12 protein-coding genes and 1 riboswitch are annotated in these 13,551 nt (G+C 70.8%); of the genes, 8 read left to right on the top strand and 4 right to left on the bottom strand.

The window, feature by feature from the left end:
- The first annotated feature begins 207 nt into the window (after positions 1 to 207).
- From ACZ6WN_RS23995 to ACZ6WN_RS23980, 4 genes are read left to right on the top strand one after another with little or no spacing between them, the layout of a single operon-like run.
- The gene (locus ACZ6WN_RS23995) at positions 208 to 1,359 is read left to right on the top strand and encodes a Gfo/Idh/MocA family protein (RefSeq protein WP_465868239.1); all 1,152 of its coding nucleotides are present in this window, start codon (positions 208 to 210) and stop codon (positions 1,357 to 1,359) included.
- Positions 1,356 to 2,540: a dihydrodipicolinate synthase family protein gene (locus ACZ6WN_RS23990; protein WP_465868237.1), complete on the top strand. Its 1,185-nt coding sequence runs from the start codon at positions 1,356 to 1,358 to the stop codon at positions 2,538 to 2,540. The genes ACZ6WN_RS23995 and ACZ6WN_RS23990 overlap by 4 nt, the downstream gene beginning before the upstream one ends.
- Complete coding sequence (locus tag ACZ6WN_RS23985) at positions 2,537 to 3,388, top strand: sugar phosphate isomerase/epimerase family protein (RefSeq protein WP_465868235.1); 852 nt, start codon at positions 2,537 to 2,539, stop codon at positions 3,386 to 3,388. Before ACZ6WN_RS23990 ends, ACZ6WN_RS23985 begins: the two co-directional genes overlap by 4 nt.
- Positions 3,388 to 4,506, top strand: coding sequence for a glycerate kinase (locus tag ACZ6WN_RS23980; protein ID WP_465868233.1), 1,119 nt, complete (start codon positions 3,388 to 3,390; stop codon positions 4,504 to 4,506). Before ACZ6WN_RS23985 ends, ACZ6WN_RS23980 begins: the two co-directional genes overlap by 1 nt.
- 78 nt (positions 4,507 to 4,584) lie before the next feature.
- Here ACZ6WN_RS23980 and rhaS read toward each other — a convergent pair whose 3' ends face one another.
- The 4 genes from rhaS to ACZ6WN_RS23960 are packed head-to-tail and all read right to left on the bottom strand — an operon-like array spanning position 4,585 to position 9,255.
- A complete protein-coding gene (gene rhaS / locus ACZ6WN_RS23975) occupies positions 4,585 to 5,616 on the bottom strand; it encodes a rhamnose ABC transporter substrate-binding protein (protein ID WP_465868232.1) in 1,032 nt (343 codons plus the stop codon).
- Between the two features lie 5 nt (positions 5,617 to 5,621).
- Positions 5,622 to 6,692, bottom strand: a complete 1,071-nt coding sequence (locus ACZ6WN_RS23970; protein ID WP_465868230.1) for an ABC transporter permease — start codon at positions 6,690 to 6,692, stop codon at positions 5,622 to 5,624.
- The gene (locus ACZ6WN_RS23965) at positions 6,689 to 7,732 is read right to left on the bottom strand and encodes an ABC transporter permease (RefSeq protein ID WP_465868228.1); all 1,044 of its coding nucleotides are present in this window, start codon (positions 7,730 to 7,732) and stop codon (positions 6,689 to 6,691) included. Before ACZ6WN_RS23965 ends, ACZ6WN_RS23970 begins: the two co-directional genes overlap by 4 nt.
- Complete coding sequence (locus ACZ6WN_RS23960; RefSeq protein WP_465868226.1) at positions 7,729 to 9,255, bottom strand: sugar ABC transporter ATP-binding protein; 1,527 nt, start codon at positions 9,253 to 9,255, stop codon at positions 7,729 to 7,731. Before ACZ6WN_RS23960 ends, ACZ6WN_RS23965 begins: the two co-directional genes overlap by 4 nt.
- A gap of 178 nt (positions 9,256 to 9,433) precedes the next feature.
- On the opposite strand from ACZ6WN_RS23960, the gene ACZ6WN_RS23955 reads away from it, so the two are divergent.
- The 4 genes from ACZ6WN_RS23955 (at position 9,434) to ACZ6WN_RS23940 (ending at position 13,540) form a co-directional block, all read left to right on the top strand.
- On the top strand, positions 9,434 to 10,132 hold the full coding sequence (locus tag ACZ6WN_RS23955) for an NAD(P)H-dependent oxidoreductase (protein ID WP_465868225.1): 699 nt from the start codon (positions 9,434 to 9,436) through the stop codon (positions 10,130 to 10,132).
- A 28-nt stretch (positions 10,133 to 10,160) separates the two neighbouring features.
- A riboswitch (cobalamin riboswitch) is annotated at positions 10,161 to 10,347 on the top strand.
- A 54-nt stretch (positions 10,348 to 10,401) separates the two neighbouring features.
- On the top strand, positions 10,402 to 11,457 hold the full coding sequence (locus ACZ6WN_RS23950) for an ABC transporter substrate-binding protein (protein ID WP_465868223.1): 1,056 nt from the start codon (positions 10,402 to 10,404) through the stop codon (positions 11,455 to 11,457).
- Positions 11,457 to 12,782 (top strand): FecCD family ABC transporter permease, encoded by a 1,326-nt coding sequence (locus tag ACZ6WN_RS23945; RefSeq protein WP_465868222.1) that lies wholly within the window; start codon positions 11,457 to 11,459, stop codon positions 12,780 to 12,782. The genes ACZ6WN_RS23950 and ACZ6WN_RS23945 overlap by 1 nt, the downstream gene beginning before the upstream one ends.
- Positions 12,779 to 13,540, top strand: coding sequence for an ABC transporter ATP-binding protein (locus tag ACZ6WN_RS23940; RefSeq protein ID WP_465868220.1), 762 nt, complete (start codon positions 12,779 to 12,781; stop codon positions 13,538 to 13,540). Before ACZ6WN_RS23945 ends, ACZ6WN_RS23940 begins: the two co-directional genes overlap by 4 nt.
- Positions 13,541 to 13,551 lie beyond the last annotated feature (11 nt).

Below are 13,551 nucleotides of genomic sequence, written 5' to 3'. Positions count from 1 at the left end.
GCAACTGTCCCGAGGATCGGTAGCGACTCGGCGCTGCGCCATGGAACATACGCGCCGACTCGACGCTCACAGCCGAGACAGGCGCGCCGACTCGGCGGGTCGAGCACCGGCCTGACGGGACGCCCTCTTGCGACGGGCATCACATCTGTCCTACCGTATCGGAAAGCGCTTTCCCCCATCGCTCTCCAGCAGACGAGGATCGATCACATGGCCACACGACGGCTCGGCATCATCATGAACGGCGTCACCGGACGCATGGGCTACCGCCAGCACCTGGTGCGCAGCATCCTGGCGATCCAGGAGCAGGGCGGTGTCGAGCTCTCCGACGGCACCCGGATCCTGCCCGACCCGATCCTGGTCGGACGCAATGCCGAGAAGCTCCAGGACATCGCCAAGGAGCATGGCCTGGACCGTTGGACCACCGACCTCGACGAAGCCCTCGGCAACGCCGAGGACACGGTCTACTTCGACTCCCAGCTGACCAACGTCCGCGAGACCGCGATCACCAAGGCCATCGCGGCCGGCAAGCACGTCTACACCGAGAAGCCGATCGCCGACGACGTCGAGGGCTCGCTGCGCCTGGCCCGGCTGGCGGCCGAGGCGGGCGTGAAGAGCGGCGTCGTCCACGACAAGCTCTACCTGCCCGGCCTGCTGAAATTGCGCCGACTGGTCGAGTCGGGCTTCTTCGGCCGCATCCTCAGCGTGCGCGGCGAGTTCGGCTACTGGGTCTTCGAGGGCGACCTGCAGCCCGCCCAGCGGCCGAGCTGGAACTACCGCAAGGAGGACGGCGGCGGCATCACCGTCGACATGTTCCCCCACTGGAACTACGTCCTGGAGAACCTCTTCGGCAGGGTCGAGGCCGTCACCGCCAAGGTCGTGACCCACATCCCCGAGCGCTGGGACGAGAAGGGGGCGCCGTACGCAGCGACCGCCGACGACTCCGCCTACGGCATCTTCGAGCTCGAGGGCGGGATCGTCGCCCAGATCAACTCCTCCTGGGCCACCCGGGTCAACCGCGGCGAGCTCGTGGAGTTCCACGTCGACGGCACCCACGGCTCCGCCGTCGCCGGCCTGCACCACTGCGTCACCCAGGACCGCAACCTGACCCCGAAGCCGGTCTGGAACCCCGACCTCGTCGAGTCGATCCGGTTCCGCGAGCTGTGGAACGAGGTCCCTGACAACCAGCCCTTCGACAACGGCTTCAAGGCCCAGTGGGAGCAGTTCATCCGCTACGTCGAGGGTGACGGCGAGCACCCCTACGACTTCATGGCGGGCGTCCGCGGAGTGAGGCTCGCCGAGGCCGGTCTCACCTCATCGGTCGAGGGCCGCCGGATCGAGCTCGGAGAGATCCAGCTGTGACCTCCGTACGCCTCCCGCTGCCCGACGGCGGCACCGAGCGGCACACGCTCGCGGCCCCCAGAGAGTGGACGAAGCCGAGTGCGCCGTTCACCTCCCGCACCGCGTACGCCGCCGCCCACGTCGTCCCCCGCACGCTCGCCGAGAACGTGCCCGGGGCGCCCGCGGACATCGACTGGGACCGCACCGTCGCCTACCGGCACGAGCTGTGGTCCTACGGTCTCGGCGTCGCCGAGGCGATGGACACCGCCCAGCGCGGCATGGGCGTCGACTGGACCGCCGCGGCCGAGCTGATCCGCCGCTCGGCCGCCGAGGCGGCCACCGTCGGCGGCTCCATCGCCTGCGGCGCCGGCACCGACCAGCTCCTCCTGTCCGCTCTCCCCGAAGGCAGACAAGGTCTGGCCACCGTCATCGACGCCTACCGCGAGCAGATGAAGGTCGTCGCCGACACCGGCGCGACCACGATCGTGATGGCCTCGCGCGCACTCGCCCGGGTCGCCCGCAGCGCCGAGGACTACGCCGAGGTCTACGCGACCCTGCTCGACGAGGCCGAGGGCCCCGTGATCCTGCACTGGCTGGGCGACATGTTCGACCCCGCGCTGGCCGGCTACTGGGGCTCCGCCTCGGTCGCGGAGGCGACCGAGACGTTCCTCGAGGTCGTCCGGGCCCGCCCCGGCAAGGTCGACGGCGTCAAGGTCTCGCTCCTCGACGCCGAGCACGAGGTCGGGCTGCGCCGGGCGCTGCCCGAAGGCGTACGGCTCTACACGGGGGACGACTTCAACTACCCCGAGCTGATCGTCGGCGAGGGCACCGGCGAGGGCGACTTCTCGCACGCGCTGCTCGGCATCTTCGCGGCGATCTACCCGGCCGCCTCGGCCGCGCTGCAGGCGCTCGACGCCGACGACCCCGACACCGCGCGCCAGGTCCTGGAGAGCACCCAGGCGCTCGGCCGGAAGATCTTCGAGGCGCCCACCTACTACTACAAGACCGGGATCGCCTTCCTCTCCTGGCTGAACGGCCACCAGCCGGGCTTCTCGATGGCCGGCGGTCTGCACGCCGGCCGCTCGGTGCCCCATCTGGCCGAGGTGTTCCGGCTGGCCGACGCGGCCGGCCTGCTGACCAGCCCCGACCTCGCGGCCGCACGCATGCGCGCCTTCCTCACCGTGCAAGGAGTCGACCAGTGACCGACGGCATCACCGGGCTGGAACGCCTCTCGCTCAACACCAAGACGACCAACTCCTGGACCCTCGCCGAGGCCGTCGACGGTGCCGCTCGCGCCGGCATCCCCGCCCTGGGGCTGTGGCGCGACCGGGTGCACGAGGCCGGCGTGGAGAAGGCCGCCAAGCTCGTCCGCGACGCCGGTCTGCGCGTCTCCTCGCTCTGCCGCGGCGGCTTCCTGACGGCGGCCGACGAGGCCGGGATCGCCGGCGCCCTCGAGGACAACAAGCGGGCGATCGACGAGGCCGCGACGCTCGGCACCGACGCGCTGGTGATGGTCGTCGGCGGTCTCCCCGAGGGCGATGTGGATCTGGCCGGTGCCCGGGAGCGGGTCGCCGAGCGGCTCGCCGAGCTGGCACCGTACGCCCGCGACCACGGTGTGAAGCTCGTCCTGGAGCCGCTGCACCCGATGTACGTCGCCGACCGGGCGGTGCTCTCGACCCTCGGCCAGGCGCTGGACCTGGCCGCGCCGCACCCGGTCGACGCGGTCGCGGTCGTCGTGGACACCTTCCACGTCTTCTGGGACCCCGACCTCGCCGCCCAGGTGGAGCGTGCCGGCGCGGAGGGCCGGATCGCGGCGTACCAGGTCTGCGACTTCAACCTGCCGATCCCCTCCGACGCGCTGCTCGCGCGCGGGATGATGGGCGACGGGGTCATCGACTTCGCGCCGATCACCCGGATGGTCGCCGCGACCGGCTACACCGGTGACGTCGAGGTCGAGATCTTCAACGAGGCGGTCTGGGCGAGCGACCCCGACGAGGTGCTCGCCACCATGACGCAGCGCTACCGCGACCTCGTCCTCCCCCACCTGTGATGCCGGCGCGTCCGCTCGTCGTCGTCGCCTGCGACAAGTTCAAGGGCTCCCTGACCGCGCGCGAGGTCGACGAGGCGGTGGCCGCCGGGATCCTCGCGGCGAACCCCGAGACCGAGGTACGCATCGTGCCCATCGCCGACGGCGGCGACGGCACCGTCGCGGCGCTGGCCGGCGCCGGCTTCGACCTGGTGCCGGTCGAGGTGGCCGGCCCGACGCTCGAGCCGGTGGCGGCGCACTATGCCGTCCGCGGCGACCTGGCCGTCGTCGAGCTCGCCGACACCTGCGGGCTGCTCCGTCTGCCCGGCGGCCGGCTCGCCCCGCTGACCGCGTCCTCACGAGGTCTCGGTGAGGCCGTGCTGGCCGCCATCGACGGCGGCGCCCGCACGGTCGTCATCGGGCTCGGCGGCAGCGCCAGCAACGACGGCGGAGCGGGCATGCTCCGCGCCCTCGGCGCGCGCTTCCTCGACACCACCGGGGCAGAGCTCGCGGAAGGCGGAGCGGCTCTCCAGAGCCTGGCACGGATCGACCTCGATCGTCTCGACCCGCGTCTGCGGGACATCGAGATCGTGGTCGCCTGTGACGTCGACAACCCGCTCCTCGGCCCTCGCGGCGCCGTCGCCACCTTCTCGGCACAGAAGGGGGCCGGCCCGCGGGAGCAGGCCATCCTCGAGGCGTCCCTGACGACGTACGCCTCCCTCGTCTCCGACGCTCTCGGCCGCTCCGCCCAGGACGACACCCCCGGGGCCGGAGCGGCTGGGGGCGTCGGGTTCGCCGCCCTTGCGGTGCTGGGCGGACGGGTCGAGCGCGGCGTCGAGCTGCTGCTCGGCCTCGTGGGCTTCGACGAGTCGCTCGCGGGTGCCGACCTGGTCGTCACCGGCGAGGGCTCCTTCGATCACCAGACGCTGTCCGGAAAGGCTCCGATGGGTGTGCTCGAGGCGGCCAGGCGCGCCGGGATCCCGGCGACCGTGGTCTGCGGCCGCACCACCCTCTCCCCTGCCGAGGCCGAGCAGGCCGGTGCCACCGGGGTCCACGCCCTCACCGATCTGGAGCCCGACCCCGAGCGCTGCATGCAGTACGCCGCCGAGCTGCTCTCACAGCTCGGCGGCGAACTCGGGTAACACGTCGTTCGTAGGTCTATCCGGTCGTTCCCATAGGGCGAGTAGTCCTACGAACAGCGTGTTACACGTGCGCGCGACTCAGAAGTCGAAGTCGTCGATGTTCGACTCGTCGAAGACCGTCGGCTCGCCCAGGACGACGACGCCGTCGGCACCGACGGTGTATTCACCCAGGTCACCGGCCTCGAAGGTGTCGCCCTCCTTGCCCTCGATGTCGCCGGAGGCGAGCGCGTCGGCGGTGTAGGCGGCCAGGTAGCCGAGCTGCTCGGGGTCCCACAGCGCGAAGGCCTTGACGGTGCCGTCCTTGACGTACTCCCGCATCTGGTTGGGGGTGCCGAGACCGGTCAGCGCGACCTTGCCCTTGTACTGCGAGTCGGAGAGGTAGCGCGCGGCCGCGGCGATGCCGACCGTGGTCGGGCTGATGATGCCCTTGAGGTTCGGGTGGGACTGCAGCAGACCGGCGGTCTTGTCGAAGGACGTCTGGTCGTCGTCGTTGCCGTACACGGTGTCGACGAGCTTGATGTCGGGGTGGCTGGCAGCCAACTCCTCCTCCATCAGCTTGATCCACTCGTTCTGGTTGGTGGCGTTGGCCGCCGCGGAGAGGATCGCGATCTCGCCCTTGTCGCCGATCTGCTCGGCGATCAGGTCGACCTGGCTCTTGGCGATGCCGGCGGCGTCGGCCTGGCTGACGAAGACGTCGCGGAACTGCGGCTCGGTGTCGGAGTCCATCGTGACGACCTTGGTGCCGGCGTTGCGGGCCTCGTCGAGGGCGTCACCGATGGCGGTCGGGTCGTTGGCCGAGACGACCAGGGCGCCGGCGCGCTGCTGGGTCGCGGTGTTGATGAAGCTGACCTGGGAGTCGGGCGTCGACTCGGTCGGGCCGACCTGCTTCCACTCGGTGCCGATCTCCTCGGCAGCCTTCTTGCCACCTGCGTCGGATGCGTCGAAGTAGGGGTTGCCGAGATTCTTCGGGATGAAGGTGATGCTGGTGGTGTCGCCGCCATCCCCGCCATCGCTGCCGCTGTCGCTCCCGCCACCGCAGGCGGACAGGGCGAGGCCGAGGGCCGCAACGATGGCGACGGCACTGCCGGCGCGTCGGAACTTGCTGGTCATGTCTCTCACTCCGATTTCTTTGAGTTCTTCGAGGATGGTTCGTCCGAGCTCTGTTGCCGGCGATAGGTGCCGACGATGCGACCGGTCCAGCCGAGGACGCTGGCCGCGATGACCGCTGCGATGAGAAGTACGCCGGTGATGATCTGGATGAGGTTGGCGCTGAGCCCGTCCAGGCGCAGCGCGCTGCCGATGGTCCCGATCAGGACGACGCCGGCGATCACCCCGGGGATCGCGCCGCGGCCACCGAAGATGGACACCCCGCCGAGCAGCACGGCCGCGATGACCTGGAGCTCCATCCCGGTGGCGTTGTCACCGCGCGCGCTGCCGTAGCGCAGCGTGAAGTAGATGCCCGCCAGCCCCGAGACCAGCCCGCTGAGCGTGAAGAGGATCAGCTTCGTACGGTCGACGTTGACCCCGGAGAAGCGGGCCGCGTCCTTGCTGAGGCCAGCGGCGAAGATGCCGCGCCCGAAGGGCGTGAAGTGCAGGACCACGGCGAAGATCAGGATCAGGACGACCAGCGGGATCGTCATCATCGGAATCTGGGTGTCGCCGATCCGGGCCTGGACGAGGTCGCCCCAGGCGTCGGGCCAGTCGGTGATCGCGGTGGTGCCGAGCGCGCCGACCGCGATGCCGCGGAAGAGCGCCATGGTGCCGATCGTGACGGCCAGCGACGGCAGCCCGTAGCGGGTGACGAGCACCCCGTTGAGGGCACCCGCGACGGCGCAGGCGAGCAGGGCGAGCACCATCGCGGCGACCATCGGGACGCCCTCACGGTGCAGCACCCCGAACAGGACGCTGGAGAGCCCGACGACGCTCGCGACCGACAGGTCGATCTCGCCGGTGATGATGATCAGCGTCATCGGCAGCGCGATCAGCAGGATCGGCGCGATGTCGAGCACCAGGAAGTAGACCGTGATCGGGTCGGAGAAGTTGAGGATCGCGACCGAGGCGTACGTCCACACGACCACGAGCAGGGCGATGATCGCCGCGTCCCTGGTCATCAGGGTTCGCTGCCACCACGGCTTGGCGTGCGCCGCATACGTCCGCGGCTGGGCCTTCTCGGCAAGCAGACTCATGACTCTTCCCTCTCTGCGAGGAGCTTGTCGTGCTGACGGCGGGCGAAGTAACGGTCCAGGACGATCGCGCCGATGATCAGCGCACCGACGACGGCCTGCTGCCAGAAGTCGGGGATGCCCAGGACCGGGAGCGCCCGGTTGATGGTGGTGAGGAGGTACGCCCCCAGGGCCGCCCCGAGGACGGTGCCGCTGCCGCCGAAGATGGCCACGCCACCCACGACCGCGGCGCCGACGGCCTCGAGCTCGATGCCCTGACCGACACCGGAGCTGATGGTGCCGTAGCGGGAGACGTACAGGATCCCGGCGAGGCCGGCGAGCGCACCCGAGGTGGCGAACGCCTGCAGCACCCGGCGCTTGTCACGCAGGCCGTAGAGGGTGGCGGCGTCGGGGTCGGAGCCGATCGCGTAGAACTGGCGGCCGACGCGGGTGGAGCGCATCAGGTAGATGGCCACGGCCAGCAGCGCGAACGAGATCCAGGCGAGGTTGGGGATGAACAGGAACGATCCGGTGCCGAAGTCGAGCAGCCCCGGCGGGATGTCGGAGGCGTTGATCCGGTCGCTGCCGGCCCACTCGAGCATGATCCCGCGGTAGACGTAGAGAGTGCCGAGGGTGATGACCAGCGCCGGCACCTTGGCGAAGGCGACCAGCGCCCCGTTGATCAGGCCGAGCACGGCGCCCGCGGCGATGGCGATCAGCACGACCAGGATCACCGGGAGCCCGGTGTCGAGGAAGAGACGCCCGGCCAGGTACGCCGTGAGCCCGAGGGTCGAGCCGACGCTCAGGTCGACGTTGCGGGTGACGATCACCATCGCCTGGCCGATCGCCAGGCACACGAGGATCGCGGGGGTCAGGGTGAGGTCGCGCCAACCGTCCGTGCTGAACAGGAAGTTGGGGTTCACCGCCGTGGTCACCACGAGCAGCGCGATGAAGGCGACGGCGATGCCCGTCTCGCGCTGCTTCAGGAGCCAGGTCAGCCGGCTGGCTGCTCGGTGGCGTGGCTGCGGCGCGGCAGGGGCAGGCGCGTCGAGCGTGGTGGTCATGATGCCTCGCTGACGTTCAGGGTGGTGGAGTGGTGGGCGGTCGCCGCGCGCATGACGGCCTCGGGGGTCGCCTCCTCGCGGCTCAGCTCGGCCGTCTGGTGACCCTCGCTGAGGACGATCACCCGGTCGGCCATACCGAGCACCTCGGGCAGCTCGGAGGAGATCATCAAGATCCCGAGACCCTCCTGCGCGAGGGTCGAGAGCAGACGGTGGACCTCCGACTTGGTGCCCACGTCGATGCCTCGGGTCGGCTCGTCGATGATCAGCACCTTGGGCCGGGTCGAGAGCCACTTGGCCAGGACGACCTTCTGCTGGTTGCCGCCCGAGAGCGTGCCGGCCAGGGTGTCGAGCGTCGCGGCCTTGACCTCGAGCCGGGCTGCCCAGTCGGCGGCCGAGCGGTTCTCGATGCCGGTGCTGATCAGCCCGGTGCGGGCGAGCCGGCCGCTCGTCGGGAGCGTGATGTTGCGCGAGATCGGCGCATCCAGGACGAGACCGTGCTGGCGGCGGTCCTCGGGGACGAACGCCAGCCCCATCTCGATCGCGCGTCTCGGGTCACCCGCCGGGACCGGCCGGCCCTCGAGGGTGACCTCGCCGCTCTCGTAGGGGTCGACACCGAAGATCGCCTGCGCGACCTCGCTGCGCCCGGCTCCGACGAGGCCGGCGAGGCCGACGATCTCGCCCTCCCGGACGGTGAGGCTGATGTCCTGGAAGAGGCCGGTGCGGGTGAGGCCCTTGACCTCGAGCAGCGGCTTGCCGACGGTGGCCTCGAGCTTCGGGTAGAGGTCGGAGACCTCGCGCCCGACGAGCCGCTGGACGATCTCGTCCTCGGTGACCGCCGAGATGGGGTCGGTGGAGATGTAGGCGCCGTCGCGCATCACCGTGATGGTGTCGCAGAGCGCGAAGACCTCGTCGAAGCGGTGGGAGATGAAGACCACGGCGCAGCCCTGGTCGCGCAGCGTGCGCGCCACGCTCATCAGCCGCTCGACCTCGTTGCCCGAGAGGGCGGCGGTCGGCTCGTCCATGATCAGGACCTTGGCGTCCAGCGAGAGCGCCTTGGCGATCTCGATGAGCTGCTGGTCGGCGATCGAGAGGCCCTCGGTCGGACGGTCGGGCTCGATCGGGACGCCGAGCCTGGCGAAGAGCTCGACGACCTCGGTGCGCATCGCGGCGCGGTCGATCCTGCCCCAGCGGTTGGTCGGCTGGCGTCCCATGAAGATGTTCTCGGTGACCGAGAGGTCGGGGAAGAGGGTGGGCTCCTGGTAGATGACCGCGACCCCGGCCTGCTTGGCGTCGGCGGTGTTGCGGAAGTCGACCTGCTCCCCGGCGAGCAGGTAGTCGCCGGCGTCGCGGCGATAGAGCCCGGCGACGATCTTGACCAGGGTCGACTTCCCGGCTCCGTTCTCGCCCACGAGCGCGTGGATGGATCCGGCCTCGACCCGGAGGCTTCCGGACCGGAGGGCGCGTACGGGGCCGAACGACTTGGCCACGTCCCGCAGCTCCAGTGCGGCGGGTGTGTCCGGCATGGGCAACTCCTCGAATTGAAAGGTTTCAAGCCTGGTTTACGCTAGTGATGGCAATCACATACGTCAACACTCTGAGGCCGCTAATTTGAGCGAGATCCGGACTTTGTCCTCTGACCGCTTCGCCGCCCGCCCACGCCCAGGCGGGAATCCCGCCGCGTCAGACGGCGTTCAGGGCCCCATGCACGCACTCTGGGTATGGGCACATCCGCACGCGTCATCACTCAACGGACGGCTGCGCGAGGTCGGCGTGAACGCGCTCCGCGCGGCCGGCTGGAGCGTCGACGAGATCGACCTCTATCGAGAAGGTTTCAATCCACTTCTGGTGGAGCAGGGCGAGGCCGACGTACGCCGCCACCAGGAGCGGCTGCGGGAGGCCGAGTTGCTGGTCGTGCAGTTCCCGCTGTGGTGGTATTCGGTGCCGGCCATCCTCAAGGGCTGGATCGACCGGGTCTTCGAGTCGGGGTTCGCCTTCGACGTACCGGACCCGGAGACCGGCAAGCCGCTCAAGTACGGCAAGGGCGGCCTGGTCGGCAAGCGCGCACTGACCGTGGTCACCGCCGGTGACCGGGCCGCGACCCTGGGTCCGCGCGGGATCAGCGGAGACATCGAGGACGTCCTGTGGCCGCTGCTGCACGGCACGTTCTGGTACACCGGGATGGACCCGCTCCGCCCGCACCTGATCACCGACACCGACACCATCGACGCCCAGGTCATGGCGCGGATCGAGGCCGACCTGAGCGTACGTCTCGAGGGTGTGATGACGGAGCCGCGGATCGGCTACCGGCCGATGGCCGAGGAGCACTACGACCACACGATCCGGCTCCACGACTCGGTCGCGCCCGGGGAGGACGGGCTGAGCGCCCATCGCGAGGGCTGAGGTCGTGGCCTGCCGGGGCGGGGTCGCCTGCTACGGTCGTGTGGCCAGCCGCTCGGGACCCGGTCCCGGCACGGGAACCCGGTGAGAGTCCGGGACTGACGCGCAGCGGTGTGGGTGACGGACGGGACACTGTGCCACTGGGCCCTCGGGTCTGGGAAGGCGTCTCGCGCCGGTCGATCCCGAGTCCGAAGACCTGCTGGCCCTGCAGCAGACCGCTGCCGGTCAGCACGGGCGACGCGCACCAGCCCGCGACCCGCTCGAGGACCGACGTGCACCCCTCCCGCACCATCCGACCGACCCTGGCCCGTACGTTCACCGCGAGCACCATCCTGGTGCTCGGCTCCGCGCTGGCCGGCTGCGCCACCGACCAGCGCTCCGGCGCACCGCAGGCGGCCGCAGACGCGGCCGGCTTTCCGCTCACCCTGACCAACTGCGGCCGTGAGCTGACCCTCGAGGCGCCGCCCGAGCGCGTCGTCTCGCTCAACCAGGGCACCACCGAGATCCTGCTCTCGCTCGGCCTCGCCGACTCGATGGCCGGCACCGCGAGCTGGACCGACCCGGTGCTCGACACGCTCGCCGCCGACAACGAGGACGTGCCCCGGCTCGCCGAGAACGCGCCGTCCTACGAGCGCGTCCTGGAGGCCGAGCCCGACTTCGTGACGGCCTCCTTCGCCAGCACGCTGGGTGAGGGCGGGGTGACCACGCCCGAGGACCTGGAGAAGCTCGGCGTGGGCTCCTACCTCTCCCCCGCCGAGTGCCTCAAGGACAACGAGGGCGACGACGACGGCACCCGCCACGATACCCTCGAGATCGACACGATCCTCCAGGAGATCACCGACCTGGCGCGGATCTTCGGCGTCCCCGAGCGCGGCGAGGAGCTCGTCGCCGACCTGTCTCGGCGCCTGGAGGCCGCCGAGAGCCAGGCGCCCGAAGGCGAGGTGAGCGCGATGTACTGGTTCGCCAACTCCGAGTCTCCCTACCTGGCCGGCTGCTGCGGCGGCCCGGGGATCATCGGCCGCACCCTCGGCATCGAGAACGTCTTCGACGACACCACCGACGAGTGGCCGCAGATCAACTGGGAGACCGTCGCCGAGCGCAACCCCGACGTCATCGTCCTCGGCGACCTGACCCGCAAGAGCCAGACCGCCGAGACCGCCCGCGCCAAGATCGACTACCTGAGGAGCAACCCGGTCACCGCCCGGATGGACGCGGTCCGCAACGGCCGCTTCGTGACCCTCTCCGGTGCCGAGCTCAACCCCTCCATCCGCACCGTCTACGCGGTGGAGAGCACCGCCGACCAGCTCGCCGACCTCGGCCTCCGCTGATGTCGGTACGCCCCGAGCCGAGGCGTCACCCCCGTCGGCCGAAGCGTCACCCCGGTCGGCCGAATTGGCAGGGCGGTGACGCCTCGGGCGACGTAGGTGACGCTTCGGCCGACCTGGGTGACGGCTCGGCCGACCTGAGTGACGGCTCGGCCGATGTACGTGACGGCTCGACCGACCTGGGTGACGCCTCGCCCGACCTGGGTGACGGCTCGACCGACCTAGGTGACGGCTCGGCCGACCTAGGTGACGGCTCGACCGACCTAGGTGACGGCTCGACCGACGTAGGCGACGGCTCGACCGACGCGGGTGACGGCTCGGCGATCAGGATCACCGGCCTCCTGCTGGTCCTGGCTCCGCTGCTCGTGCTGGCGTCCGTCGCCGGGGCGATCACCGTCGGACCCTCGGACCTGGGGGTCGGCGACGTCTACGGCGTGGTCGCCGACCGGGTGGGCCTGGGCTCCTCCGACCTCACGCTGCTCCAGCAGAGCATCGTGTGGGACCTGCGGCTGCCGCGTACGTTGCTGGCCGGGATCTGTGGGGCGGGGCTGGCCATCTGCGGGGTGATCCTGCAGTCGCTGCTGCGCAACCCGCTCGCCGACCCGTTCGTGCTCGGCATCTCCTCGGGAGCCTCCACCGGGGCGGTCGCGGTCGTCGTGCTCGGCATCGGGTCGGGCGCGATCGGTCTCTCGACCGGGGCGTTCGCGGGCGCGCTCGTCTCGTTCGCGCTCGTGCTGCTGCTCGCCTCGCTCGCCGGCGGCACCACCGACCGGCTCGTGCTGGCCGGCATCGCCGCGACCCAGCTCTTCTCGGCGCTCACCTCGTTCATCGTGTTCACCGCGGCCGACGCCGAGCAGACGCGCGGGGTGCTCTTCTGGCTGCTCGGGTCGCTCTCCTCGGCGAGCTGGACCGACGTGCTCGTCTGCGGGGTGGTCGTGGTCGGCGGGCTGCTCTGCTGTGTCGCGGGCGCCGGCTGGCTGGACGCGTTCGCGTTCGGCAACGACGCCGCGGCCTCGCTCGGCGTCGACGTCACCCGCATCCGGGTGGTGCTCCTCGTGCTCACGGCGCTGATGACGGCCGTCATCGTCTCCACGTCCGGGGCGATCGGCTTCGTCGGGCTGGTCCTGCCGCACCTGGCGCGAGCGCTGGTCGGGGTCGGGCACCGGCTGCTGCTCCCGGCCACCGCACTGCTCGGCGCGATCTTCCTGATCTGGGTCGACACCGCGGCCCGCACGGTGATCGATCCCGAGGAGCTCCCGGTCGGGGTGGCGACCGCGCTGGTCGGCGTACCCGCGTTCGCGCTGGTGCTGATGCGAGCGCGGCGATGACGGCGCTCGAGGCCGGCCGGGTCCGCTGGGCGCCCCGTGGCCGGCTCGTGGTCGACGACGTGTCCCTCCGGGTCGAGGACGGAACCACCGTGGGGCTGCTCGGGCCCAACGGGTCCGGGAAGTCCTCGCTGATCCGGATCCTGGCCGGTCTCCGGCCGCCGGACTCCGGGGGCGTCCTCCTCGACGGCAGCCCGCTCGCCGGCATGTCCCGGCGCAGGCTGGCCCGCCGGCTCGCGGTCGTGGAGCAGGAGCCGGCGACCAGCCAGGACCTCCGCGTACGCGACGTCGTCGCCCTCGGCCGGGTCCCCCACCGCCCGGCCTGGGCACCCGACAGCGCCCAGGACCGAGGCGTCATCGAGGAGGCCGCCGCCCACGCCGGCATCGCCGACCGCCTCGACCAGCGCTTCTCGACGCTGTCGGGCGGCGAGCGGCAACGTACGCAGATCGCTCGCGCACTCACCCAGGAGCCGGAGATCCTGCTCCTGGACGAGCCGACCAACCACCTCGACGTACGTCACCAGCTCGCCCTGCTCTCACTGGTCCGCCGGATGCCCACGACATGCCTGGTCGCGCTGCACGACCTCAACCTCGCCGCCACCTACTGCGACCAGGTCTTCGTGCTCTCGGAAGGCCGTGTCGTCGCCGGCGGCCCGCCCGCACAGGTGCTCACCGAGACCCTCATCGCCGACGTCTACGGCGTGCGAGCCCGCGTGCACCACGACGAGGGCGTCCTGATCCGCTTCCTCGGCCCGGCGTGATGGTCAGCCGG

It is taken from the genome of Nocardioides sp. NPDC054178 (assembly GCF_055585005.1).
The sequence above is the reverse complement of the archived record's forward strand: the minus strand, read 5'-3'. Positions and strand labels throughout refer to the sequence as shown.